The organism is Acetobacter aceti (genome assembly GCF_002005445.1).
In the GTDB taxonomy this organism is placed as follows: domain Bacteria; phylum Pseudomonadota; class Alphaproteobacteria; order Acetobacterales; family Acetobacteraceae; genus Acetobacter; species Acetobacter aceti_B.
Genome location: NZ_CP014692.1, coordinates 934039 through 960401, shown reverse-complemented (window position 1 = coordinate 960401; position 26363 = coordinate 934039). Strand labels below are relative to the sequence as shown.

22 protein-coding genes are annotated in these 26363 nt (G+C 53.3%); 2 read left to right on the top strand and 20 right to left on the bottom strand.

Annotation, left to right across the window (positions count from 1 at the left end; genetic code table 11):
• Positions 1 to 137: 137 nt before the first annotated feature.
• From A0U92_RS04400 to ndk, 4 genes are all read right to left on the bottom strand, one after another.
• Entirely contained in the window at positions 138 to 1451 is a 1314-nt protein-coding gene (locus tag A0U92_RS04400) for a lactonase family protein (RefSeq protein ID WP_077812170.1), read from the bottom strand.
• Between the two features lie 162 nt (positions 1452 to 1613).
• A complete protein-coding gene (locus A0U92_RS04395; RefSeq protein ID WP_077812169.1) occupies positions 1614 to 2123 on the bottom strand; it encodes a hypothetical protein in 510 nt (169 codons plus the stop codon).
• 528 nt (positions 2124 to 2651) lie between these two features.
• Positions 2652 to 4172 carry an oligosaccharide flippase family protein gene (locus tag A0U92_RS04390; RefSeq protein ID WP_077812168.1) on the bottom strand — a complete coding sequence of 507 codons (1521 nt, stop codon included), beginning with the start codon at positions 4170 to 4172 and terminating at the stop codon, positions 2652 to 2654.
• 248 nt (positions 4173 to 4420) lie between these two features.
• Positions 4421 to 4843 (bottom strand): nucleoside-diphosphate kinase, encoded by a 423-nt coding sequence (gene ndk / locus A0U92_RS04385; protein ID WP_077812167.1) that lies wholly within the window; start codon positions 4841 to 4843, stop codon positions 4421 to 4423.
• 183 nt (positions 4844 to 5026) lie between these two features.
• Between ndk and A0U92_RS04380 the strand changes: the two genes are divergently transcribed.
• Complete coding sequence (locus A0U92_RS04380) at positions 5027 to 6922, top strand: ABC-F family ATP-binding cassette domain-containing protein (protein WP_077812166.1); 1896 nt, start codon at positions 5027 to 5029, stop codon at positions 6920 to 6922.
• A 270-nt stretch (positions 6923 to 7192) separates the two neighbouring features.
• Here the strand turns inward: A0U92_RS04380 and A0U92_RS04375 are convergent, their stop codons facing one another.
• The 11 genes from A0U92_RS04375 to A0U92_RS04325 form a co-directional block, all read right to left on the bottom strand.
• A complete protein-coding gene (locus tag A0U92_RS04375; RefSeq protein WP_077812165.1) occupies positions 7193 to 7531 on the bottom strand; it encodes a hypothetical protein in 339 nt (112 codons plus the stop codon).
• Positions 7531 to 8076, bottom strand: coding sequence for a chemotaxis protein CheD (locus A0U92_RS04370; RefSeq protein WP_077812164.1), 546 nt, complete (start codon positions 8074 to 8076; stop codon positions 7531 to 7533). Before A0U92_RS04370 ends, A0U92_RS04375 begins: the two co-directional genes overlap by 1 nt.
• Before the next feature lie 18 nt (positions 8077 to 8094).
• Positions 8095 to 8484, bottom strand: coding sequence for a response regulator (locus A0U92_RS04365; protein ID WP_077812163.1), 390 nt, complete (start codon positions 8482 to 8484; stop codon positions 8095 to 8097).
• Positions 8484 to 9533 (bottom strand): protein-glutamate methylesterase/protein-glutamine glutaminase, encoded by a 1050-nt coding sequence (locus A0U92_RS04360; RefSeq protein WP_077812162.1) that lies wholly within the window; start codon positions 9531 to 9533, stop codon positions 8484 to 8486. The genes A0U92_RS04365 and A0U92_RS04360 overlap by 1 nt, the downstream gene beginning before the upstream one ends.
• A complete protein-coding gene (locus A0U92_RS04355) occupies positions 9530 to 10384 on the bottom strand; it encodes a CheR family methyltransferase (RefSeq protein ID WP_077812161.1) in 855 nt (284 codons plus the stop codon). The genes A0U92_RS04360 and A0U92_RS04355 overlap by 4 nt, the downstream gene beginning before the upstream one ends.
• Positions 10381 to 10845 (bottom strand): chemotaxis protein CheW, encoded by a 465-nt coding sequence (locus A0U92_RS04350; protein ID WP_187668864.1) that lies wholly within the window; start codon positions 10843 to 10845, stop codon positions 10381 to 10383. Before A0U92_RS04350 ends, A0U92_RS04355 begins: the two co-directional genes overlap by 4 nt.
• On the bottom strand, positions 10845 to 12794 hold the full coding sequence (locus tag A0U92_RS04345) for a chemotaxis protein CheA (RefSeq protein ID WP_077812159.1): 1950 nt from the start codon (positions 12792 to 12794) through the stop codon (positions 10845 to 10847). The genes A0U92_RS04350 and A0U92_RS04345 overlap by 1 nt, the downstream gene beginning before the upstream one ends.
• A 17-nt stretch (positions 12795 to 12811) precedes the next feature.
• Positions 12812 to 13183, bottom strand: a complete 372-nt coding sequence (locus tag A0U92_RS04340) for a response regulator (protein ID WP_077812158.1) — start codon at positions 13181 to 13183, stop codon at positions 12812 to 12814.
• A gap of 36 nt (positions 13184 to 13219) precedes the next feature.
• Positions 13220 to 14722, bottom strand: a complete 1503-nt coding sequence (locus A0U92_RS04335) for a methyl-accepting chemotaxis protein (protein WP_077812157.1) — start codon at positions 14720 to 14722, stop codon at positions 13220 to 13222.
• Positions 14723 to 15170: 448 nt separating this feature from the next.
• Positions 15171 to 16466, bottom strand: a complete 1296-nt coding sequence (locus A0U92_RS04330; RefSeq protein WP_077812156.1) for an NAD(P)/FAD-dependent oxidoreductase — start codon at positions 16464 to 16466, stop codon at positions 15171 to 15173.
• Positions 16467 to 16598: 132 nt separating this feature from the next.
• The gene (locus A0U92_RS04325; protein ID WP_077812155.1) at positions 16599 to 17012 is read right to left on the bottom strand and encodes a lytic transglycosylase domain-containing protein; all 414 of its coding nucleotides are present in this window, start codon (positions 17010 to 17012) and stop codon (positions 16599 to 16601) included.
• Between the two features lie 140 nt (positions 17013 to 17152).
• Between A0U92_RS04325 and gspG the strand changes: the two genes are divergently transcribed.
• On the top strand, positions 17153 to 17581 hold the full coding sequence (gspG, locus tag A0U92_RS04320) for a type II secretion system major pseudopilin GspG (RefSeq protein ID WP_077812154.1): 429 nt from the start codon (positions 17153 to 17155) through the stop codon (positions 17579 to 17581).
• Between the two features lie 184 nt (positions 17582 to 17765).
• Here gspG and A0U92_RS04315 read toward each other — a convergent pair whose 3' ends face one another.
• The 5 genes from A0U92_RS04315 to A0U92_RS04295 all read right to left on the bottom strand — a co-directional run bounded on the left by A0U92_RS04315 (position 17766) and on the right by A0U92_RS04295 (position 26339).
• Complete coding sequence (locus tag A0U92_RS04315) at positions 17766 to 21425, bottom strand: Hint domain-containing protein (protein WP_077812153.1); 3660 nt, start codon at positions 21423 to 21425, stop codon at positions 17766 to 17768.
• A 188-nt stretch (positions 21426 to 21613) separates the two neighbouring features.
• Positions 21614 to 22138 (bottom strand): hypothetical protein, encoded by a 525-nt coding sequence (locus tag A0U92_RS04310; protein WP_077812152.1) that lies wholly within the window; start codon positions 22136 to 22138, stop codon positions 21614 to 21616.
• A 168-nt stretch (positions 22139 to 22306) separates the two neighbouring features.
• Positions 22307 to 23611, bottom strand: coding sequence for an ammonium transporter (locus tag A0U92_RS04305; protein ID WP_257788165.1), 1305 nt, complete (start codon positions 23609 to 23611; stop codon positions 22307 to 22309).
• Between the two features lie 343 nt (positions 23612 to 23954).
• A complete protein-coding gene (gene gorA, locus A0U92_RS04300) occupies positions 23955 to 25352 on the bottom strand; it encodes a glutathione-disulfide reductase (protein ID WP_077812150.1) in 1398 nt (465 codons plus the stop codon).
• A 111-nt stretch (positions 25353 to 25463) separates the two neighbouring features.
• The gene (locus tag A0U92_RS04295; RefSeq protein WP_077812149.1) at positions 25464 to 26339 is read right to left on the bottom strand and encodes a LysR substrate-binding domain-containing protein; all 876 of its coding nucleotides are present in this window, start codon (positions 26337 to 26339) and stop codon (positions 25464 to 25466) included.
• Positions 26340 to 26363: the final 24 nt, after the last annotated feature.

The window sequence follows — 26363 nt, the reverse complement described above, 5'->3', positions numbered from 1 at the left end:
TTTGGAAAAAAGCTTCACTGAAAACTGCCTGTTTTTAAAATTTTTGTAGGTAAAGGTCTTGTTGCAATACAAAACCCCACACCAGAAAATCTGGCGTGGGGTTTTTACAGACCGGTTCCAGAAACAGTTTTTCTGAATCAGGCATTATCCAGAGTGATAAAGGCAAAAGCGCTTGGTGTGCCAATAGGTGTAAAATTCCAGGTGAAATCCAGATTGCCCGTATCGGGATTCACGCGCCATGACGTGATGGAATCACTCCGCTGGTTGGCAACGAACATGAACCTGCCCGATGGATCGAATGCGAAAGACCGGCCATAGTTGGCGCGCTCCCATACTTCGTCAAAGAGTTCGATGGAGCCATCATCCTTGACCGTGAAGCAGGCAATGGAGTCACCCAGACGATTGGTGACATACATAAATTTGCCACTCGGATGCATGCCTATTTCGGCTGCAAGAGTACTGCCGCGGAATTTCGCCGTCACGGTCGAAGCGGTCTGGCGCACTGACATTGCACCTGTTTTCTGATCATAATCAGCGACAACGACCCGGGAATTCTGCTCACCCAGAATATAAATGACCTTGCCGTTGGGATTGAAGCAGAAATGGCGCGGTGCAGATCCGGGCTCCATCGTCAGCCAGGGCGACTCCGCTGGCGTAAGGGTCCCCTTATCGGGATCCAGCTTCCAGACATACACGCGGTCCAGGCCAGCATCGCATCCAATGATGAAACGGCCATCCACATCAGCCTGCATCATGTGCATATGAGACGCGGAATGATCACTGACCGCGTAGTTTCCGGGAGGATTGTCTTTCGCCCGTTCCGGCATTTTGGGGCCGGTATTGTGCACAAGATCGGACAATGCCCCGAGACTTCCATCCGGCTGGATCCGGATGACGGCGCCACTTCCGCCTGTGTAATTGGCGACAAGCAGATAGCGCCCGGACGGATGCACACTCAGAAAGGCGGGGTCAGCTCCGCCTGTTGAAACAGTATTCAGTTTCGTAATGACACCGGTACGCGGGTCGATGGCGTAAGCAGTCGCTGATCCGCTCTTCTGTCCTTCGAAATCACTGATTTCGTTCACGACATAGAGAAACCGATGATCAGTCGACAAGGCGAGAAAAGAGGGATTGTCTGCCGGAGTGACCTGCCCGAGCTGGGTCAGCACGCCTGTTTCCTCATTCATCTCAAACAGGGTGATGCCTTTGGCGTTCGTGTCAGCCGGACCCGCTCTTGTGTACCCACCAACATAACACAGGGTGCGCGGGCTGCCGCTGTTCCTCCGGGCAGCAGCTTCCGGGGACGCCTTCGGCAGGGCCGCTTTCGGAATCGGCTCAGGAGGCGGCGTCTTAGGGGTGTCGCCAAAGGCGGCTTTCATGAATCCCGTCAGCCCGGACCCAAGAACGGATAATCCGAACAGACGACGCCCAAAAGCTGTTTTACTATCCATGATCAATCCATGTTCTCATGCAAAAATCCGCCCACAGGGAGCCTCACGCCAGTAATCGCCTGTTTATGTTATTATTATGACAACTTCCAGACGCCATGACATAGCCCGAAGAGGAGAACGTCTCCTCTTCCGTCCAGATCGCCATATTGTCTGTGCACACGTTTATTTGAGCGTATGTGTCAGGATGCGCGACAGCGGAGTATGTGAAAGGACGACAATAACAAGACCGCCGATGATAGCGATACGTCCGCCGATAAAAGCCATAACATCACGCAGATCATGCTGCGTCGCCATGTCCATGAACGGGTCATGCTCTGCCCGCCCCTCGTCTATGCGTGACTGTGCCAGCACCGCCCGGCGCGATGCTTCCTCAAGAGGCAATTCCGCCTTGAGGAATAATTCGCTTCGGTAAAGATCCAGCGCATCAACCCGATAACGTCCCGGAGAAAGCGCGATCGGTCCACAACGCGCGATATCCAGAAGCCTCAGGCGAAGAGGCGCAATCCCGAGATAACGGGCCGCTTCTTCACGGCTAAGCAAAGATTTGCCGGGAAACGCATAGACTGTTGGGCCTTGTTCGGACTGCCCTGCTGGTGATGAGGCGTCAACCATCACACAAGCCTCTGCGAAACGGGATACTTCTGTCAATGTCGTATCTGGAGGGACAGCCATGCCACTGTCCGGATTTATACGCCGGATAACGACAGCGAAGCCCGCTTTCTGTCAAAATCAGCAAAGGATATTCAGGCGCGCTCCGGTTCAGAGAGTCACGGAGATGTTTCTCAGAACAGGAACGGCTCCAGACACGCTGTCAGACTGGCTGTGATCGTTAATTTTGTAGTTGGCGGCAATCATGCCCGTTCTTATTGTCCAGGAGAGGACAGTAGTCCTGAAGCATCGTCGAAGAGACTGTTCTCAACGCTGGCGAGGTCTGACTCATCGGCAAGCGGGACTGCGCTTTCGTGTCTGCGGTGGGGTACGCCAGTTTCAGCATGCCGGGTTGCGGCCTGAGCCTGCCCAACAAAATCAGAGAGGTCAGTGAATCCTCACTGACACAATATTTAGATCATGAAAAGAAATATTATATGCATAAATTTTCTCTGTAGAAATAAAAAATCCATAATTATCAATATAATGACTTCATATACCAATGAGCATACGTCCATATTTTCATTTTATCGCTCAAAAAAAATATAGTATTCACATCCCCATTCGTCGCTTAACTCTACCGGACAATGCTATGAATGCTTCACGTTCAGACCGGTTCAGGCAGGCAAACCACAAAACCCCATAAAAAATCAGCATAGACAGCATCATTTCCCCTATAGCCGGAAGGGCGGAAATCCTGACCATCGCTATGACCAGTAAAACCGCACCCAATACTGTCGCGGGTAGAACCTGCAGAATGGCAGGCTTCAGAGGTGCATAGAATCGAATGCTCACCAGCGAGCGGACACTGTAGTCGGCGCAAATCCGGATAGCCCATACGCAGGCGGCGCCCGGTACACCAAAATAAATCAGTGAAAGATAAAGGACCGGCAGATAGAAAATGATTTCACCAATTGAAAAGCGTGCGTTCACATCCGGACGGCCAATCGCGTCCAGCAGGCTGTATGCGATGGTGTCAATGCCGCCCAGAAAGACACCCACGCATAAAAATTTCATGATCATCGCACTGTGATCGGCAAAGGAGGCGTCAATCCACAGCGACAGAAAGGTGTGACTGAATAATGCCGTGATCAGACAGGGCGGAAACAGCAAAGCGCTGACCGCCAGCACGCTTGTGCAGTAAATTTCCGATGCGCGCCCCGGGTCACGTCGCCATGAAGACGCAAGTGCAGGAAAGGATGAAGCGCTGACGGACGAGCTGAGCATATTGAAGCGCGTCACGACATCGGCCGGCGTTGTATAAAAACTGGTCGCAGCAGCGGAGACAACACTGGCGATCATGAAACGGTCGACGTAGCTCAAAATCGGAAAGGCCAGATTGGAAACCGTCATCCAGCCACCGATCCGCAGCAGTGGCTTGAGCAGATGGCTCCGGAAGCGGGCCTGTTTCAGTTCGGGGATGAGGTGCAGCAAAGAGCGGCCATAGGCAAAGGTGAGCCACAGCCGGCAGGCGAGGATCACCAGCATGACACCCACAAGACTGTTCCACACGTACAGCACAAGCACAGGCGCCACATAATAGGCGATCGAAACCGGAATGGTAATGAGATTGGCAGTCCGGAATGCGTTGTAGCTGGTGAGAACACCCCAGAACGAAGCATTAACCATCAGAAATGGTCCGGTGGCGCAGAATATCCACAATGACCAGAGCACTTCAGAGTGCAGTTCTGGTGCGATCTTCAGTCCATGGTCAACCCATATACCGACCAGAGCAGCGGCGGCGACACCTCCCATGATCCCCATGAAGCCCATCATGATGCTGCCTGTGAAGATCAGATCAGCCGTTTCGGGCGTTGTCTTTCCTTCAGGACGATCGGCAGTTGCACGAGTGAGCGCGCGACCCAATCCGAGATCAAAAATCCCGAGCGTACTGACCAGGCTCAAGGCGATGGTAAAAATACCCCAGCGCGACAGACCAAGCATATGGATCAGCCGGGGGGTAGCAAGAATAGCGACGAATACCGGCACAATACGTCCGATGATGTTCCAGCCGGTGCTGGTCAGAATATGGCGCGAACGGGGCACTTCGCCCATCTCATCAGAGGAAGACATTGACGGTCTCCGTCCCGCTACTGATTCGCCCCTTTATCCGGGAGCAGAAACACGTCAACCCACCAGATGAAGCTGACTGCCATTTTCCAGATGCCACGTGACCGTATCCACCCACTCGGCCTGTAACCGGAAAAACTCTGCCGGTAGGACCGTTCTGCTTGCCGACCTTTTTGTTACCCGCCCACTCCTTCCGCGCTTTCACAAGGAAGCGTCCAGAAACAGCAGGCCGGGTTTTCCGTCAGTATGGCTTACGGGAGGATTTCTGTCTCAGCGAAAAAGAAGCGGATTTCGTTCGCTGCGTTCTCGGCGCTGTCAGAACCATGGACGGAGTTGGCTTCGATGCTCTCGGCGAACTGGGCGCGAATGGTCTGCGGCTCGGCCTTCTTCGGGTCGGTGGCGCCCATGACTTCACGGTTCTTTGCAACAGCGTTCTCGCCTTCGAGAACCTGCAGGACAACCGGACCGGAGATCATGAAGGACACCAGCTCACCGTAGAACGGGCGCTCCTTGTGCACGGCATAGAATGCGCCAGCCTGGGCTTCGCTGAGCTGAACGCGCTTCTGACCGACGATACGAAGGCCGTTGTCTTCGAATACGGCATTGATCTTGCCGGTCAGGTTGCGACGGGTTGCATCAGGCTTGATGATGGAAAGGGTGCGTTCAACGGCCATGTGTGGCTCCCGATAGTCTGTGTGTCCCGCCCTGCGACGGAACCGGCTTCGCGGACCATCCCGCGGATGAATGCCCTCTAGAGCATTCTCTCCGTCTCGGGTAGGGCTTTGCTGCATTGGATGCTATGGCGAGACAATCTTTTCGCTCTTTCCGAATATGCCCCTGCTGAATATGAGAGTCCCGTGAGCCTGCTTGTCATCCATGATCTGACCCTTCGCATCGCTGGCCGCACCCTTCTGGATCAGGCCAATCTTTCGATTGAGCCGGGCCGCAAGGTGGGACTCATCGGACGGAACGGCGCTGGAAAATCGACTCTGCTGGCTGCCATCGCGGGTGACATCCAGCCGGATGGCGGCTCGATCCGTCTGTCCTCGCGCGCCCGTATGGGGCGTGTGAAGCAGGAAGCCCCCTCCGGCCCCGCCTCACTGGTAGAAACGGTTCTCGCAGGTGACACGGAACGCGCAACCCTGCTTGCGGAAGCGGAAACCACGACCGACCCGCAGCGTATCGCTGAAGTGCATGAACGGCTGATCGCCATCAACGCCGACAGCGCCCCTGCCCGCGCCGCCAGCATCCTCTCCGGTCTCGGCTTCAATGCCGAGGCGCAGGCCCGTCCGGTCTCCGACTTCTCAGGCGGCTGGCGGATGCGCGTTTCTCTGGCGACAGCACTATTCCTTGAACCCGATCTCCTGCTGCTCGACGAGCCGACAAACCATCTCGACCTTGAAGCCACCCTCTGGCTTGAAGGCTGGCTTACGCGTTTCGGTGGCGCAGCCCTGATTGTCAGCCATGATCGCGGCCTGCTCGATGCCTGCGTCAACGCCATTGCGCATCTCGACCGCGGCAAGCTCTCGCTCACACCCGGCGGCTATGAGGAATTTGTCCGCATCCGAACGGAACAGGCGCTCCAGCAGACACGGGCAGCGGAAAAAGTTGCGGCGCGCCGGGCTCACATGCAGTCCTTCGTGGATCGGTTCCGCGCCAAGGCGACCAAGGCAAAGCAGGCTCAGGCCCGCATCAAGGCACTCGAAAAGCTGCCCGTAATCGACAGCGTGATTGAGGATGCGCCAACACGCTTCGAATTTCCGGAACCCGAACCCCTGCCCCCTCCAATGCTGACCATGGAGCATGTGACGATCGGCTATGACGGCAAGGCGATCCTGTCCAACCTGTCCCTTCGGCTGGACATGGAAGACCGCATTGCCCTGCTGGGCGCGAACGGAAACGGCAAATCCACTTTCGCCAAACTGGTGGCGGGACGCCTTGAACCAATCTCTGGCACCGTCAACCACAGCTCTCGTCTGAAGGTCGGTTATTTCGCCCAGCATCAGACAGAAGAACTGGTGATGAGCGACACACCGATCGCTCACATGGCGCGCGCTCTGCCGAAAGCCCTGCCGACTGAAGTACGGTCACAACTGGCCCGTTTCGGACTTGATGCAGGCAAGGCCGAGACAAAAATATCGGAGCTTTCCGGTGGAGAGAAGGCCCGCCTGCTGCTGGCTCTCGCTACCCGCGACGCACCGCAGTTGCTCATCCTTGATGAGCCGACCAACCATCTCGATCTGGACGCCAAGGATGCGCTGGTGAGAGCTCTGTCCGAATTTGAAGGCGCTGTCCTGCTGATCAGTCATGACCCACATCTGGTGGAAATGGTTGCCGACCGCCTGTGGCTGGTGGGAGATGGAAGGATCACCCCATTTGAGGGAGACATGGCCGAATACCGCACATGGCTTCTGGAGCAGTCCCGCGCCGCCGCACGAAGCGCGTCTGGCCGGGAAACAGAGTCATCGGCGGGAAGAAAAGAAGAGCGCCGTGAACGTGCCGAAGCCCGAAAGGCGCTGGCTCCATTGCGCAAGAAGGTCAAAGAGGCTGAATCGAAAATATTGAAACTGACCTCAGAGCGGGCAAAGGTTGAAACCAGACTGGCCGATCCTGCCCTCTATGACGCTTCCTCCGGCGAGGATGTCACCAGACTGACAATGAAGCTGGCCAGCCTGAAGAAAGACGAAGAAAAAGCCGAAGAGGAATGGTTCACTCTTCAGGCTGAACTGGAAGAAGCTTCTGCGGAGGACTGACCGCCCTCTCGCCTCCTTGGGTAAAGAAACAATGGGGGAGACTTTTCACTCTTCGCTGTGCAATGAACGGTTCAGTCAGCATAAGTTGGGTCTGCTTCCGCGTTATGACCTTCAAAATGCATAACCCGACAGGCTGGCAGAGTCCCGATATGGAATGAAACCAACTCTCTGCATCAATGGAAAAACAGCGAAAACCCGACCTTTTCGGGGGTATGTATGTGTTCTGTAAGGCCGGTTCAGCGTCAGATGACGAATTTCCAATAAAGACTCTTAAAACAGTTCGACCTCAGAGCAGTGCGTCTGACGTGAGATTACTTCACCAGATAAAATACTGGATACACAGTCAAGTTTCACAGGACTGAGAATGGCGTCCAAATCTTCTACCTCACCGGCGCCCCTGACATGAGGGTCGAGGGACAGTCTTTTCAGAAGAGCAGTCAGTTCAACCGAAAGCTGGGTAGCCAGATCAAGGTTTTGTATTTCATGCGAGACTGTCGGATCAAACTGAACCAGCCTTTCCTGCAATCGATTCAGAAGATATTCGATATGTTCTGAAATATTTGCAGCACGCAACAATAAATCACAAATCGCGAAAGAAGTTTCATTCATCAGAAAAACTCCACTTCCTGAACGGCCGAATTCTGACGGCGCAAGAGATCTTTTTTTGCAGTTTCCAGCTCATGATTTAAGAGAAAATCGTCGCAGATCATAAATTGCTGTGCTTTACCTATCACAGGCCAGAAACGTATTTTACGCCCGCGGTCGCCACCAAGGCTGGCGCCCACACAAGGAATACCCTCACTATTCAGAAAATCTGTCGCAAATTGCGCATTTCGCGTACCAATGTCGCCCAGACTGGAACGAATATTAGCACCACCAAATAATTTACAGCATAAATTACTCTTCCGCGCACCCTGCTTAACAAGACCATTGATTAGACATTCCATGGCATGAAAACCATATGACAGTCTGCTTGCTGCAGAAATTCCGCTTCCATCAGGTAACAGAAAATGATTCATACCACCGATTTTTGCCTCACTATCAAACATGCAGGCTGCAATGCACGAACCAACTAATGTTCTTATTATAATTTTTGGATCGGCCGATATGCACATCTCCCCCTGCGTCACCAGAATCGTGTCAGCATCAAGCATGTCAGATCGTTTCATCTGTCATACGATAGCACCAAAAACAGCTTCCATGACTGCTTTCAGTTTACCAACCGTATAGGGCTTGGCGAGGAAGTTATTCACTCCGGCTTTTACCGCTTCCTGAACAAGCTCTTTACTGGCCTCACCGGTCAAAATGATAAAAGCTGTTTTCGCAATTCGTGGATTGGATCTTACCGCCTTGAGTAATTCCAGCCCATTCATTTCCGGCATGTTGAAATCGGAAATTATAAGATGTGGAGAGTTTCTGGAAAGATATTCCAGTGCATCTTTTCCATTTTTCCTCTCCGACACATTAATTATTCCCAACTGCGCCAGACTGTTGCGCAGAATCGTACGAATGGACGTCTGATCATCGACAATCACGACATGAAGTGAGGCAGCCTCGGGCATCAAACAAAATCTCCGTTTTCAGACATACAATATGAAATCAGTGTATCGGCCATGGAACCAAGAGGAACCATTCTTTCAACAGCCCCGACTTCCATCGCGGCTTTTGGCATGCCGTACACAACACAGGAGGCTGCACTCTGCCCGAGCGTATAAGCACCCGCATCCCTCATTTTCAACAGACCTTCCGCACCATCGCGTCCCATTCCGGTCAGAATGATTCCAACTGAATGAGCGCCTGAATAATAAGCAACAGATCTGAAAAGTTCATCAACAGAAGGACGATGCCCTGAGACAGGCTCATCTTCATCGAGGCCCGCAAACAGTCGTCCCCCAAGCTTCCTCAGATGCAGATGCCGCCTCCCTCCGGGTGCGATATAGGCATTTCCATGTTCGAGCAATATGCCATCTTCTGCTTCCTGCACGCGAATGTCGCACATCTGATTCAGACGATTGGCCAGGCTCGCCGTAAAAAGTGGCGGCATATGTTGCGTGACAAGAATTGGCGGCAGCGTGTGAGGCAAACGTGGCAGAATGGCCCCCAATGCCTCAACCCCTCCTGTCGATGCGCCGATGGCGATCACCTCTGGCAATATCACCTGCCTTCGAGAGGATTTTTTTATAGAGGTAATGTTATGCGCAGAACTCCGCCGGGAGGTTGAGCAAGCGGCGGCCTTCACCAAAGGAATAAGTCCCATATAGGAATCAATACCTGAACCAGCCTCAGGTTTGGGAAAACAATCAAATGCACCCAATTGTAGTGCTTCCACCGACGTTTCAGCACCACGGACAGTCAGACTTGAAACCATAACAACGGGAATTGGACGCATCCTCATGATTTTCTCAAGGAACTGCAACCCATTCATATTGGGCATTTCGATATCAAGAGTAATTACATCCGGTTGATCTTTAATGATGAGATCTCTTGCCTCCAACGGGTCAGCAGCCATCCCGATAATTTCAATATCTGAATCCCGTCTCAGGGCAGCAGCGATAAAAGCCCGCCCCGTTTTTGAATCATCGACGATAATAACTCTTATTTTATTATTCATATATTTTTCCTGTATGTTGTGGGGCATTTACAGGCGCTAATATCAGGCACAGTTTTTTGCGCAATTTTTTCTGAATGCCCAATATACAAATACCCTCCCGGAAGAAGGTAATCCGAAAGACGCTGCCACAATATATTCTGAATACTCCGCTCAAAATAAATAGCAACATTACGACAGAATATAGAAATAAAATGGCATTGCATTGGCCATGATTCCAAAAGGTTTAAATTTTTAAAACTAATCATTTTCTTTATTTCGTCAGAAAAATAAATTTCATTTCCTATTTTTCTTGAACATTTACTCAGAAATTTTTCTGGAATAGAACTTGTTTCTGTATCAGGATAAATACCACATCGGCAAAACTGTATCATTTCATAACTAATGTCTGTAGCCAATATTTTAACATTATAATTATTTACTTCTGGAAAACGATCCAGGATAGTCATTGCAATAGAAAATGGCTCTTGACCAGACGAGCAGGCTGATGACCAAATTCTTATTTTTTCTCCTTGCTGAGCACGTTGTATTATTTCAGGCATAACAATCTGCGAGAAATGCTCAAAATGATGTTTTTCGCGAAAAAAATTCGTAACATTAGTAGTAAGCGCGTCAATCATACATGATTGTTCTTCTGAACCAGCAGAAGAACTGACAAATAAAACGTATGAACGAAAATCAGGAAGAGCACACAGACGAACACGCCGGGATAATCTGGAATAGACCAGGGGCATCTTGGAATCGTTTAAAGAGATACCACTTTTCTCCTTAAGAATTTTCCTTATTTTATCGAAGTCCGACTCATCATAAGGAATACCCCCACCAGACATGTCTTTGTCTGAAAATGCGATCATACTGCCTTTTCCAGCGCCTGTTCTGCAACAGAACCCAGTCTCAGCAAGCCAATGAGACGTCCATCAAAAGCAATCAGGCCACTCACAAGTGGATCAGTTTCATCCGCGGTGGTAACAGGAACATCTTGAATCATTTCTGATGTGATATCCAGAATATCAGAAACCTTTGAAACCAGAAGCCCTGACACCTTACCATCAATATCGATCACCATAACCACGTTACGCTCAGAGGAGTCTTTGTGTGATATATGCAGTAGTTCGTGCATATCAATTACAGGCACAATAATTCCACGAAGATTGATCACACCTTTGACACAAGGCGGTGTTCCTGGAAGAGGAGTAGCTTCAGTCCATCCTCTGATTTCTCTTACACAGAGAATATCGACACAATATTCCTGCTCACCTACATTAAAAGAAATAACTTTTCCAGAACCAAAAAACGAGGTTTTATTGTTTTGCATCAGATGCCATCCACACATTCAAGAGAAGACTCTTTAACATCTTCAGATTTCCACATATCCAGCGTTCTTCCTTCGGCGGAAGAAGCAATTTCCGGCACATCCAGTATCAACGCAACACGCCCACTTCCAAGTATTGTTGCTGCCGAAATACTCTTCACCTGCCGATAATTTTTTTCAATGCTTTTGATGACAACTTGTATCTGTCCTTCGATGCGCTCAACAGCGAGAGCAGTCATTTTTCCAGTATCATCTTCGACAATCAGGACGACAGGAGTAGTTGTAATTTTATTTTCAGTTTTCATACCCAGAGACGCCGCAACATCCACAACCGGAATAAAATTACCTCTTACACAAAGAAGGCTGGAATTATTTCCAGATACAAATATATCATCTTTATTAATTTGCATTGTTTCAACAATACAAGATACAGGCAATATAAGGAGCTGCCCAGAGACAGTAACAAGCATTCCGTCCATCACAGCAAGTGTCAAAGGAAGACTCAAAACAAATGAAGAACCTTTTCCCTCTACAGAACTTATCGATATTCGACCACCCAGGTCCTGAATGGCCTGCTTTACAACATCCATCCCGACACCACGACCGGAAAGATCTGTAACAGTATCTGAAGTAGAAAATCCCGGTGCAAAAATGAGATTATCAATCTCAGCATCATTCAACTGTGCGTCTGCTGCAATAATTCCTCTCTGAATGGCTATATCACGTACCCGGGGACGATTGATGCCTGCCCCATCATCGCTCAGAGTGATCACGATGCGACCAGATTTATGAGCAGCGGACAGCCTGATCGTTCCTACCAGAGGCTTACCATGGTCAAGGCGGGTCTGCTCTTTCTCGACACCGTGATCCACGGCATTTCGCAGCATATGCGTGAGTGGGTCAGTCAGTTTTTCAATCAGGGTACGATCGACTTCCGTTTCTTCTCCATCAATTTCCAGATGTACCTTTTTATCGGCGATATGTGCCGTTTCACGCACCACTCTCTGCATACGCTGAAAGACAGCTCGCATTGGCTGCGCGCGCACTCCCATGATCGCGTCCTGCAGATCACGTGTTAGCTGCTCAGTACTGTTCATCGCAGTGGATAAATCATTATTGCTCGTATCCGCACGAGAATTCTTTTTTTCAGCAGAAGAAAAAGCTTCCCGCAATGCAGCCTGGCCGATCACCAACTCTCCCACCAGATCCATCAGACGATCAATACGATTGACGTCCACACGAATACTTTGAGAATGATTAACAGACGATACTCCACGGCTCGTCTGCGACGTTTTTTCGGTTTCCGTTGGCGCTAATAAATTTTCGTCTGACGGCTGTATCTGTTTTGATTTTTTTTCCGCTTCATTCTTTTTGATCTGAAAAATAGGTTCAGATCCGAAGATTTCAAATCCATCAGCAGCTTCAGAATGTGTATCTGAAGTATCTTCTGCAGAGCCGGATTCATTAAAGAGTTCGGTAGACACCGGAACAGGAACAAATCCTTCTGGAAGCCCCCAGTCTTCCTCTTTCTCTGACTCTGACTCTTCAGCCTCTTTAGAGGCAGGCTTTTCCTGCAATAGTCCTTCGAGAGCCACAAGGCTTTCCTGCTGACGTAATTTATCTACGGGCTCTCCACCCTGCTCAAATGCCGTCAGGTCACTGAGAATATCCGTCGCCCGCAGAAAAATCTGGAGCACACTCGGAGTAGCCTCTATCTTCTGGGAGCGCAGCAGGTCCAACGCCGTTTCAAATACGTGCGCAAACCTTACAAGCTCTGACATACCAAATGAACCGGCTCCCCCTTTAATCGAATGAACCGCCCGAAAGGCGCTGTTAACTGTTTCCTGATCTGTTTCTCCAGACTCAAGGACCGCAAGAGCTCGCTCAAGCTCCACCAACTGTTCGGCGCATTCTTCAAAAAAGATTGGTTTGATGGAATCAAGGTCGTCCATGGTCCGCCTCCGCTTACTCAGGCCGTTACCCGCGCGATAGCCTTCAGCAAAACGTCAGCTGCGAATGGCTTCACAATCCATCCCGTAGCACCCACCTTTTTTGCTCGCTCTTTTTTACCGGGGTCAGTCTCCGTCGTCAGCACAAGAACGGGTGTCTTATGAAAAGCTTCCAACGAACGGACTTCGGAAATAAAGCCGTATCCATCCAGTCTTGGCATATTGATATCGGAAATAATTGCAGCCGGATGTTCCGAGAGACGATTCAACGTTTCAATTCCGTCCTGTCCATCGACAGCCTCGGTCACCAAATAGCCAGCTCCCTCAAGAGTTCGACGTAACATATCGCGCATTGTCCGAGAGTCATCGACAATCATGATGGTAACAGGCATTATATGATCCTTGTTATTTCCGGAGCTAATTGGAGATCAGAAATCTTCCCAGCCATCATCAGAAACTGTGTGACGCGCAGTCGCTGACGGATTAGATGCAGGCGCAGATGTCAACGCAGTTTTCGCCTGCAACGATCTGGTATTTCTGGCTGTTTCTTCCATAGTTTTTACTGAGTTTTTATTCACATTAAATTCAGATACTGCCTTAGCCAAATCCTGTACTTCATGAGTAAGGCTATGACTGGCGGCTGTTGTTTCTTCGACCATCGCAGCATTCTGCTGAGTCGTCTGGTCCATTTCGCTCAGTGAACCATTAATACGACCAAGATTTTCAGCCTGCTCCTGAGCAGATGAAGAAATGGAATCAATTATTTTCGAAATGGTTTCTACATTTTCAGATATTTTCGAAAGCGCCACACCCGTCTGACTGACAAGCGTTACCCCTGTCGACACTTGGCGACTGGACAGTGAAATCAGTTCCTTGATGTTTTTTGCGGACACCGCTGAACGGTGCGCCAGAGACCGAACCTCCGTTGCCACCACAGCAAATCCGCGACCAGCATCCCCTGCACGCGCTGCCTCAACTCCGGCATTCAGCGCAAGAAGATTGGTCTGAAACGCGATTTCATCCATGACACCCAGAATATCGGCAACCTTGGACGAAGATTCCTCGATCTCGTGCATGGCTGTTACAGCAGACTGCACAACTGCGGCAGATTCAGAAGCCTGTTCACGCGCCCCGCCCGTCGCCTTGCGGGCCTCCAGCGCATCCTGAGCAGTTTTCTGAACACGTTGCGTCAATGCATTGACTGCATTGGCAATTTCTCCAAGACTACCTGCCTGATGCTCTGTCCGACGCGCGAGATCATCAGAAGCCAGAGCTATTTCCGAACAACTGTCGGCAATCGTGGACGCGCTGGACGCCGCCCTCCCGATCGTGCTGGCAAATCGCTCGGCAACAAAGTTGAAATCCTCACGGAACATTTCAAATTCTGGAAGAAATGTCTCTGTATATCGAAAACTCAGATCGCCCGAAGACAAACGCTTCATGCCCTTCATGAGTTCGTTCAGAATAGTTTCCGTGCGTTGCTGCAATTCATTGCTTTTGGCAACAAGCTCCTGCTGTTTTGCAGCCGCGGATTGAGACTGCTCATGCGCCTCACGCTGACGACGCGCATCCTCCAGCGCCTCATCACGGAAAGACACCAACGCTCTGGCAAGGCGACCGATGCAGTCCTTACCATGCCTGTATGGGATGACCGTATCAAACTCTCCCCCTACAATTCTTTCTGTTACTCCAGAAATTCTCTCAAGAGGAATCGCCATGGTTCGCACAATGAGGTACGCTGTCAGAATAAAAAACACCAACTGCACTGCAATACCGCCCGCGAGGAACGGGGCCGCTTCAGCACTCATACCCGCCTGCAGATAGACAAGACTCATCCCCAGTTCCACCACGGAAAAAACGATGGGAACAGACATGATATAGTAAATTTTATTACGTGCTGGCGCGACGTTTAGCAGCCATTGCAGCAACATTCTCAAGCACCTTTGAAGTGACGCCCCCGCGAGGGATTTGTTTTCCGAAGGAGTCTGCCTTAATGCACTGAATAAATCGTTACCGGCCTCATTGCCTGTGAAAAGCGCGAATTGAAGAATTGCAAGAGATTTTTAACATTCATTGAATCAATATTTTCATTTACATATTATAAATATATAATTTATTTCTAAAAAACAATAAAAATTGGAGTTTGAAATTAAATTCTGCAACATTTTACCAGAACATTTTACGTTTATTTATTTACTCAAAATGCATTGGAACAGCCTAAAAGCGCGTTTGATAAAAACTCCGCGCTTTCCTTACAACAAACTTTATCTCGGGCGCCTCTGTCCATTCTCTGCACAAAAATTACCATTCAATAAAAACCATGCTGGAAAGACAGAAAAGCGTCCGCTGATGCAGGCGCGCCTGCGCCGATACGACCTCTTACACTTTTAACCAATCGAGAAGACCGTACCAGCGTCCATAAGCAAGGACACCCAATCCCGAAAATCGATGCAGCGCAATTGGTTTGAGAGGAGTAACAGGAAATCCGATTTCCAGAGCAGAAGCGCCCTGAACTCTTTGCGCCAGCATCCGTCCCACCACTGTCGCCATGGCGACGCCGCGCCCATTGTACCCCAGCGCCGCATGCACCCCATCCGCCAATTGATGCAAATGCGGGAAATGATCAGCGGTCATGCCGACCCTGCCAACCCAGACATGATCAAGCCGGGCTTTGCCGACCTGTGGGAAAAGCTGATGCATGGCTTTCACAAGCGAGGCGGCATCCTTGTATGTCGCATTGTCCTGCGCTGGACCACGTGTCCCCATGACCAGCCGCCCGTGCGCATCGATCTGGCTGTAGCGCAGGATACGACGGGTTTCCGAAAGCGCCTGCCCGTCCGGTAGAATGGTTTTTCTTATCTCAGGCGCGAGAGGCTCTGTAGAAATCTGGATGGAATAGGCCGGAACAACACTTTCCTGCAGATGAGGCCACAAACCATCCGTATACCCATTCGTGGCGAACACGACCTGTTTTGCCATCAGGTTGCCCAGGCCTGTGCCAAGCCGCCATTGACCGGTCGAGCGCATCATGGTTTTGACGGCGCTATTGACGAAGATATCCGCCCCCAGAGAAGCGGCAGCCTTCGCCAATCCGAAAGCATACATCAGAGGCTGGATCTTGCCTCCTCGTGGGTCAAGCCAACCACCGACATAACCCAGCGCACCCGTCAGATCGGCAACACACTTTGTCTCCAGAATTTCCGAAGCCGTCCCACGCGCAGCCCATTGCGCCGCCTTGATCCGTAGTTTCGCCAGAGATTTTTCGCAATGAGCGGCCTGAATCCAGCCGTTATTCACGGCGTTGCATGTAATGCCATGACGCGCGATCAACTCGAAAACAGTGTCAGCAGCCTCCCCCACACATCTGATCATGGCATTCCCAAGATCAGTTCCAAAGCGCGCAATCAGGTCGTCCGGGTCATACTTCAGGCCGGCAATAACCTGACCGCCATTGCGTCCGGATGCTCCCCAGCCAATGCCGTGACTCTCCAGCACAACGCAAGTCAGACCTTTTTCCGCAAGATGAAGCGCTGTAGAAAGACCCGTGTATCCTCCCCCGATGATGGCGACATCATAATGGCGGTCGTAGTCTGTCAGTTGCCCGAAGACCGGGGCTTCGCCTGCCGTGTCATACCAGAGTGATGGTGGGTAGGAATTCTGGAGAACAGCACGCATATCAACTCCATCCTGCGCCGGGAGGGTACAGACCCTCACCAGCCGCCCAGATATTACATGTTTTCATTTCATGTATGGAATGAATAACGCTGTGCCACAATGAGCTTTTACAATTAAAGCTCCTTATACCAATCAGGGGCTGGAAGAACCGGGAAACAGCTTCCATGCCTGCATCACGATTTTTTTCTGGTAGGCTTCATTCAACATCGGAGTGTGCGAATGATAATTGCCTACCGCTGTCATCAAATCCCCATGTGTCTCATTCAGATATGTCCGCAGGATCATGGCGGATGCTGCAATGTTGAAGCATCCGTCCGAAACCAGACGGGCCGCCACCTGAACCGCAGGCATGCGCGTCAGCTCTGTAATCGGCTGTATCCACCGGGTGTTGATCTGCATGAGCCCCATATCTGAGGAACCGTCCCTGTTCCGATGAACTACTCCGTTCGCGCCTCGTTCCACTTCCCATATGACCGGCAGAACACGGGGCGGAATATCGTAACGGATTGCAGCGGCAATCATACACGCAAGCAAAGGGGCCGGCATGAAAACCTTTCCTGAAATGGACGCACTTTAAACAGCACAGCCAACATTTCATGTTTTTTTAATATATGGACGCTGTTCCGAAGACAGCGAGTGCGTTTACTAACGCAACATGATCGAACAGTGAAAGCTCTGGCACAAAAATGTCACATGTTAAAAACCACACAGACCGGGACGATGCCGGCTTTACACTCCTGGAAATTCTGGTCGTGCTGGCAATATTGGGCTTGCTTGTAGGACTTGTCGCACCTGCGGCGTTACGCCAGCTTGGCGGAGCCAGAGTGTCTGTCGCCCAGCAATCCCTCGCTCGTATCAGCACTGTGCTCGACATGTATAAACTGGATGCAGGCAGCTATCCCTCAACAGAGGACGGTCTGGATGCTCTGATCCATCGCCCGTCCGGTGCTGAAAACTGGAATGGTCCTTATCTGAAAGGCGGAACCGTTCCCCTTGATCCGTGGAAACACCCTTATACCTACCGGGCTCCCTCCGATCGCGAAGGCAAGGACTACGATCTGTGTTCACAGGGTCCAAAAGAAGGAGATCACGGCGGTGAAATCTGCAATCAGTAACAGATTTCGAAGAAACCATGCGCCGGACTACCATCCGTATTGGTAGCGAGCGCATGGTATTTCAGACCTGACATTCCAGCCTGAAACGGGATGTTTTCTTCCCGTTTCCCAGAAAGAAAACATTCGTGTGCAAGGGAAAACGCAAATCTCTATCTTGCACACACCAACTGATAGCCAGTCTGACTTAACCAGCCATACTGGCTGCCGTCCGGGAAGCCGCTTTGATCCCCAGCGCCTGACCGAGACAACGATCCACAACTTCGGTGGAGAATTGTTCACAGATCAGGCGAAGTTCCGTACGTCCCAGTTCATCAGACGTTTCCGGCTCTTCATGGAGGCGAAGAATCTGCTCGGCAATCCCTTCGACACTGTTCTGCACCAGTCCCGCCAAGCGCGCCGGTAACGCCAGCCCCTCAGAGGAGACCGCGCTCATCACGCAGGGAATACCTGCCGCAAAAGCAGACAGAACCACTCCATCGACACCCGCTCCGAAATTCAGCGGCACGACGCCGACGCGGGCCTGTGGGAAAAAGCCTTTAGATGGCTCATCAAACGCACCCAGAATTTCCACACCACCACAATCCGGCCCAACCGGCATGGCGAGTGTGCTGACTGGCTTCCCCTGCCCTGGCCCTGCAAGAAGGCATCTGATGTCGGGACGACGTGCCCACACCAGCGGCATGATCTCACGGACAAGGAGAATAGCCGCATCGAGACAGTCCGCCCGGTCGTAATAACCGAAAAAAGCGACGCCGGATCGTGTGGAGGATGGCCGCGTGACCGCTTCCGGCTGCACGTCCCATGGAACAACATGCACGTTCAGGGCTGGCACAAGATGCTTCAGACGGGTCGCCTCCACTTCCGAGTGCACAAGGACCAGATCACAGAGGAGCGCTGTTGTAATCTCGTATGTGCGCAGCCGTCCGATCGCGCGCTGCAGATCCATACGGGATTCCGTTTCAGCCTGACGATCAATGCGAACATACTGAAGTTCGCGCACACCATAAACCAGCTTTGCACGTCCCATATGGCGACGCGCCAGACCGGCATAGGAAGACGCCGCACTCAGCCCCCGCAGATAAACCAGTTCAAAGCAGCCGGCCTGACGACGCAGCACCTCTTCGGGCGACGCATAAAGCGGCGCTCTTGCGATGGAAACCCCTTCTTCTTCAAAAAGCTTTTCCATATGTGGTGCTGGCGCAGGATCCACTGTCGTGACAGTCACATCGTAGCCCAACCGCTTGAGTGACCGGATATGGGACAGAAGTGGACCAGCATCGGGATCCTGTCCGATACGCGGCATCCCCTCACTGATGACGAGCGCACGTCGGGTAACCGGCATGTCCGCGGCAGCCCGTCCAGCCAGCCGCCGCTCGTTATGAAGAGCCATCCGCTCCTCCCGGCGACCGTCAAGATCAGCTTCTTTCTGTCGAAGATGTTCCGCCTGATCCAGAATGAACGACAGCGCCTGCCTGCGCTCTCCCGGAGAGGTCAGATCCTTCACTGCCCGCTCAAAGACATCGCGTAACGCGTCATCAAACCGCTCAGGAACAGACAGATGGGCGGGAGAACCCGGCACATGAACATCCGTGCCGCTGTAACGCACCTCGATCGTATGCGCTGTCCTCCAGTCGAGCGGCTCTTTCAGAACCATGTGAAAACCAGACCAGCCATTCCCCATACCAGCGGGAACGAGGTCAGCCCGATAGTTGACGGCAGGCACTGTCGCAATGGGCTTGCCGTCGATGCAGACGTCAATGCTGGCCTTTTTCGACGGATGTTTTGCATTCCATATCCAGCCCCTGACACAAGCATGGGAGGCTTCGTCCAGACCACCGCGATAATCAGCAGGATCAAAGGGCGTAACCTGTTCATCATCCGCTTGTTCAGTGAACGGCATTCCTTCGGGCGTCTCAGAGAGAACACCCGGGAACAGATATTGACCATCCGCAGCCCGTCTTACCAGCACATCACGGGAAGCCAGGGCCTGCGGATACGCCCCCCCAAAGCAATGACGCATTTCCAGGCCAGTCTCAGTCGGAACAGTCTGTCCCTCCCCGGTCATCAGCCGCGCGACCACCTTGCCATCAAGAACCAGTTCAACGGGAAAGGACTGTTCCTCCGCAATCCCGGAGAACCATCCGGCGATACCATAGGCGCTGGCGTACACCACCCTCCCCGACAGACGCGGCGTTTTCAGTTTCTGCGCCCGTTCATTGATGCGCTGCCAGATGGCAACAAGCGCTTCCCCGGCTTCAAGACGCGGAGCATAGTGAACGGCTTCAGTCGGCACCGCATCAGGATAATACGAGTAAAATTCAGCCGCGTTGTGGAACATGCCACGTCCGCCATCCTCGACGTAGCTTTCAGAAGGCGCACCTTCCGCCATCAGCAGATCATGGCTGTCCAGTTCGACATTGAAATAGTCGATCTGCTCCTTCAGATCACACTGAATGACCGTCTCGCCGTTGATCAGCGCGCTGGCCGCCACAAGGACACCATCCAGATACATGGCGTGGAGAGGAGAAACTTTCAGGTCACGGTGCGGCACATTGTCAGAAAAAGCGCCAGCTTTGATGAGGACCGGAAGCAGCCCGCGATTATTGCTGACAAACTCGGCAGCGTAGCTGCGTCGACCGATCCAGCGGATTTTTCTGAGAGCGCCTGACGCGGTGCGTACCATGTCACCGATTTTCAGCATCTCGACCGGAACTTCACCCTCTTTCGTGGCGATCAGCGTACCGGGGCAGTAGCAGGCCGCATAATTAATACCGGTTCCGTTAGTACCATGAACAAGACTGAATTCGTCCGGTGTGATGGTCCCGGCCGTTCCAGCAAAGGAGAAAGCCTGCGTAATCGCATTTCCACCTCCATCATAACCTGAAACCGTCAGAGTATTCCCTGAGACCGCAAAGGTCGTCTGCTGGGCGCCAGACGTCGAGTAAGTCATGGTATCAAGCTGAATATTAGCGCCGCTATACAGAGTCAGTCCGGTGACGGAGATCCCCGTATCTTTCATGTCCAGCGTGCCGCCGCTCATCACGGTCACATTGGAAACTGTCGTAGCGGACCCCGTCACACTGGTCGCCGCCAGTGTGCCCCCACTGGAAATCGTGGCGCCTGACAGGAACGCGCCCCCTTCGACCTGCAACACGCCACCACTGCTGACAGTCGTGTCGGTCGCAGAACCGCCCTGCTGGATGTCCTGGATACCACCATTCGTCAGCGTCGTATCAGTGGCGGACCCATCACTGGCAATCAGCTGATTGCCATATTGCGTGACGAGCGTGTGGGAGGCGTATCCTCCCCCATAAATGTTCTGACCGCCGCCATAAGCAAGATCGTTCGCGTTATCTCCGATAACGGTGGCCGAAATCGCTACACCGCCCTGATTAACATCCTGCGTACCCAGTTGCAGCGTAGCGCCTACGCCACTACCGCCCGCCTGGATCATCTGGTCGGCATTGGCCTGGATTGTCGCGCCTGAATCCACTCCGTAGAGGGTTTCCGCAACACCAGAAGCAAGTGTCAGGGAGCTTGCGGCTGCTCCGCTGGCCACCATGAGATTGCTTGAGTTGACCAGGGCGTTCTCGACCAGACCGCCGCCATAAACCGTCAGCGTTCCACCAGCGGAGATGACGCCTCCGCTGACGATTCCCTGCGCACCCGGTATATCGGAAATATCGCCCTGCTTACCGACGTAAAGCAGGCCTCCCTTCATGACCGTGACTGCGGAAACTACACCGCCGGACGAGACGTTGAGCCGTCCCCCATTTTCGATCGTCGCACTATCGACGGACGTGGTTAGATTTTCGTTTTGTCCGGTGACATCCAAAGTGGTCATTTTTTCCCCCAGTCACAGCGCAACCTTTTGATCGCACTTAGAAAAATCCTCTGGGGTCCAATTATTGGTTCAAATAGCTAATTTTTTGGATACATCCCTTTCCAAGCCCTTAAAATACAGGCCGGAATACAAAAAACCGCCCCGTTTCAAGGGGCGGTTTCTTGCAAAAACACAAACGGCGGAAAGGTTTATTCGCCTTTCAGACGCTTCGTACAAACACTGTAATAACCGCCACCTTTCTGAATCCAGGCCAGACCGCCATTACCACCACCTGCTTTGTTGGCGTGATACTGGTCCAGACAGGTCTTCATACGAGCCTTGCCTGCGGACAGGGAAGAGTATTTCGAGGAAACCTTGCTCGGGAACACGGCATTTCCTGTATAGGTCGAAGCCGTGGAGGTCGTCTTCGACTTGCTTTCGGTCTTGGTCTCAGCCACTGCGCCAGCAGCAGGAGTCGTGGCAGGGGCCGTATCCGCGGTCTTTTCGTCCGACTCAGACTCGGACTCGGCGCCAGCGCACTGAGCAGCCTTGAAATCCTTGTAACTCTGACCGGCCAGAGTGCCGCCTTCCTTGGCCGCCTTGAATTTCGCATGGCACTCTTTGGCCGTCACGGCGGCATGCGCCTCACCCGGCAGAACCACAGACCAGGCTGCACCCGCTGCCAGAAGAGCAAGCGAAGCAGTCACCGTACGAACGGAACGATTGAAGCCCATCGGCTGTCCTTACATCACAATGTTGACGGTGATGCCGCGCCCAAGCGGCACAGCATCCATCCTCAGAAGAAACCAGAACGCGTGATCATACAAGCCCGCAGCCCTGAACGAAAAAGGGGCGGATCAAACGACCCGCCCCTTTCCCAGAAATGACTGATCTCTCAGGGTTCAGTTGATACGCTCGCCATGCAGCGCAACGTCCAGACCTTCCTGCTCAGCCTCGGTGGAGACGCGCAGACCGACGACGAGGTCAACGATCTTCAGCAGGATGAACGTCATGATGCCACACCAGACAATCGTTACACCCACAGCCTCGGCCTGAACCAGAAGCTGATGCAGTGAACCGGAGGTGCCTGCCGGGTTGGCGTCCGTCGCGGAGAGCGGACCGTAAGCAAAGACACCGGTCAGAAGAGCGCCGACGATGCCGCCAACGCCATGCACACCGAACGCGTCGAGGCTGTCGTCATAGCCCATCATGTGCTTGAGGGATGTCGCACCCCAGTAGCAGACGACGCCAGTGATCAGGCCGATGGCCAGAGCGCCGCCCGGCAGCACAAAACCGGCGGCAGGCGTAATGGCGACAAGACCGCCGACAGCGCCGGAGAGGATGCCGAGAACCGTTGGCTTGCCCGTGCGGAACCATTCGGCGACCATCCAGGACACGCCCGCCGCAGCCGCTGCGATCTGTGTGGTGGCCATCGCCATGCCCGCACGGCCATTCGCACCGACAGCGGAACCAGCGTTAAAGCCGAACCAGCCCACCCACAGAAGGGAAGCGCCTATGACGGCATAGGTCAGGTTGAACGGCGCAAGGTCTTCCGTGCCATAGCCACGACGCTTGCCGAGGACCAGGGCGCACACCAGACCGGCGACACCGGCGTTGATATGGACGACCGTGCCACCGGCGAAATCCAGCGTGCCCATACCGGCGAGCCAGCCGAGCGGGCTCCAGACCCAGTGGGCAACCGGTGCGTAAACGATCAGCGACCACAGGATGCTGAACAGGCACACCGCCGAAAACTTCATGCGCTCCGCATAGGCGCCTGCGATCAGAGCCGGTGTGATGATGGCGAAGGTCATCTGGAACATCATGAAGATGCTCTCAGGGATCGTCATGGTCGTGGCCGCGTCAGTACCCGCACCAATGGTGAACGGGATGTCCGCGCCCTTGCTGATATGGTCGCCCAGTGTCGCGAGGAACGCCTTGGACAGGCCGCCGACATAAGGCGTGCCATTCGAGAAGGCGAGCGAGTAACCCGCCACCATCCAGACGATGGTGATGATACAGCAGAGGGCGAAACTCTGCATGAGAGTCGCCAGCACGTTCTTCTTGCGAACCATACCGGCGTAAAACAGGCCAAGACCCGGAATGGTCATCATCAGCACCAGCGCCGTGCTGACCAGCATCCAGGCCGTGTCACCCGTATCGATGCTCGGGGCCGGCGCTGCGGCGTCCTGAGCAAAGGCCGGCATGGCCGCAAAGAGGCCGGCCGCACCAACGGAAGCAGCCGCCAGAACTCCGGAGAAGCGGGATTTCAGCGTCCTGTCCGCCTCATCCTGCCGATACGGGGCATGCCCCGCGAACGAGGAAACCTGAATATTCATAAACGCTCGCTGCCCCCTGCCTCATTCACGCCTGATCATGCTGTGCGCCCGCCCGGCAGGACCCGTGGGGACACCCTGCTGACGGCACACACATCAAGACGTTCATCCCGTTGTGAGATGACACTGATATTGCCTATACGTAGCTTATTCGTAACGAATTACTCAAGCCCGTCAATCGGGAAAGAATGCGCCTTGAAGCAGGAAAAATCCGTCAATCTCCGGTCACACGCGTCCGCGTGCGCATTGTGACAAACTCCTCGGCAGAACTCGGGTGAATGCCGATTGTCCGGTCGAAATCAGCCTTCCGCAGCCCCGCCGTCACGGCAATGGCCAGTCCCTGCATCAGTTCCGGCGCATCCTCGCCAAGCATGTGCGCACCGACCACCTTCTGGGTCGCCTGATCGACGACCAGCTTCATCAGCGTACGCCGTTCGCGACCACCGAGCGTGTGACGCATCGGGCGGAACTTAGAGACATAGATATCCACCGCGCCCTTTTCAGCCGCCTCAGCCTCCGACAGACCGACACTGGCGAGCGGTGGCGTGAAGAACACCGCTTTCGGCGTGGTGTCGAACGACCACTCACGGGACCGATCCGCAAACAGCCGGTCGGCAAGGATATGCCCCTCGGCAATGGCGACAGGGGTCAGGTTGAGATGATTCGTCACGTCGCCGATGGCGAACACGCCGGGTTCGGCGGTTTCGAAGTGCCGGTCGACCTCGATGCGTCCCCCTGCTGTCCGACGAACGCGAGTGTTTTCAAGCCCGAGCCTGCCGCTCTTCGGGTGACGCCCTGTGGCCGTCAGCACACAGTCGACAGTCAGTTCCGTGCCGTTATCAAGTGCGACGACCAGAGCCTCGCCTTCCTTGCGGATGCTCTTCGGGCTGGCCTGAACGTGCTGGGTCACGCCACGCTGACTGATGGCCTCATGCAGCGCTTCGCGAAGGTCCTCATCGAAGCCGCGCAGAGGTAACGCCTGACGATAGACCAGATCGACCTCCGCCCCGAGCCCCGCAAAAATTCCCGCGAACTCGATGCCGATATAGCCGCCTCCGATAATGCAGACACGCTTCGGCATCTCCTTCAGCCCGAAAACCTCGTCAGACGTGATGGCCAGTTCAGAGCCTTCAATCTCCAGTTTCGAAGGCGTCGATCCTGTCGCAATGACAATCTGCTTCGCCGTAATGCGCTCCGGCTTCGCATCGGGAGCCAGTTCCGATGGTGAAACAACAAGAGTATGCGCATCCTCGAAGCTGGCGAAACCCGTCAGCAGCCGAACGCCCGCCTTTTCAAGCATCGAGACATAAATGCCGTTCAGGCGTGAGATTTCCCTGTCCTTGGCGGCAATCAGCCTGCCCCAGTCGAAACGACCTGCCTGCGTGTTCCAGCCAAATCCGTGGCTGTCCTCGACATAGTCACCATATTCGCTGGCCTGCACCATCAGCTTCTTAGGCACGCAGCCCAGATTGACGCAGGTTCCGCCCCAGTGACGGCTTTCGACCACGGCGACCTTGGCGCCATGTCCGGCGGCAATGCGCGCGCAACGAACGCCGCCCGATCCCGCGCCAATGACCAGCAGATCAACGTCGTATTCTGTCCTGTCAGACATATTTTGCACTCCATCCGGTTTCATCAGCCTGTTGGACCAAGGATGCCTTGAGTGGATTGCGGAAACAACCGAAACAGAATGACGAGATTTCTTTCAGAAACGCAAAGACACCTACAGCATTGCCACGAACGCCTGCGCAGCCCGACTCAAAGGTCGTTCACGATGACGCAGCAGATGAAAACGCCGTTTCTCAAGATTACAACCAAGCGGCACCACCAGCCCTGCCCGGACACGGGAAGCAGCCGCAAGATCGGACATGGCCGAGATCAGTCCGCCGCTGGCCACTCCTTCCAGCACCGCTTCATTGGAAGGCAGCACGAGACGGATATCGAGATCGGCCAGATCAAGCTGAAAGAGCGATTTCAGACAATGCGCCAGATGCTCCCGTGTGCCGGAGCCTTCCTCACGCAACACCCACTGCGCATCCACGAGATCCTGCCGGGTCAGAGAATGGCCGACGAGAGGATGTCCGGACGCCGCATAAAGATTAAAATCATCTGATGCCACTGGCTGTTTATGCAGCAGGAACGCCTTATCAACCTGCCCTTCCACAAACCCCAGATCAGCCTCCCGCTCCATCACGGCGGCAGCGGCCTGCATGGTATTGCTGACGCTACACTTTAACCTGATGGCCGGATAGTGCGTGGCAAACCGGGTCAGAAAAGCCGGCAACCAGTAGGTCGCCACGGTCTGACTGGCCGCAATCCGCAGTTCTCCGCGCAAAAGTCCCGAGAGATCATCCAGAATCTGCACCGCTTCTGCTGCTCTGGACAGCACATTCCGCGCGGCTGGCAGAAAAGCCCTGCCCGCCTCGTTGAGTTCAAGCCCTCGTCCCACGCGGTCGAAAAGACGTGTCGCATGCCGCTCTTCCAGCGCAGCGATAGCAGCGCTGACCGCCGGCTGTGAGAGATGCAGCGTTTCCGCCGCTGCCCGCATGTTCAGAAGTTCCGCCACTGTCACGAAAATACGAAGCTGTTCAAGTGTCATTCAATAGATTTACCTTATTAAAAA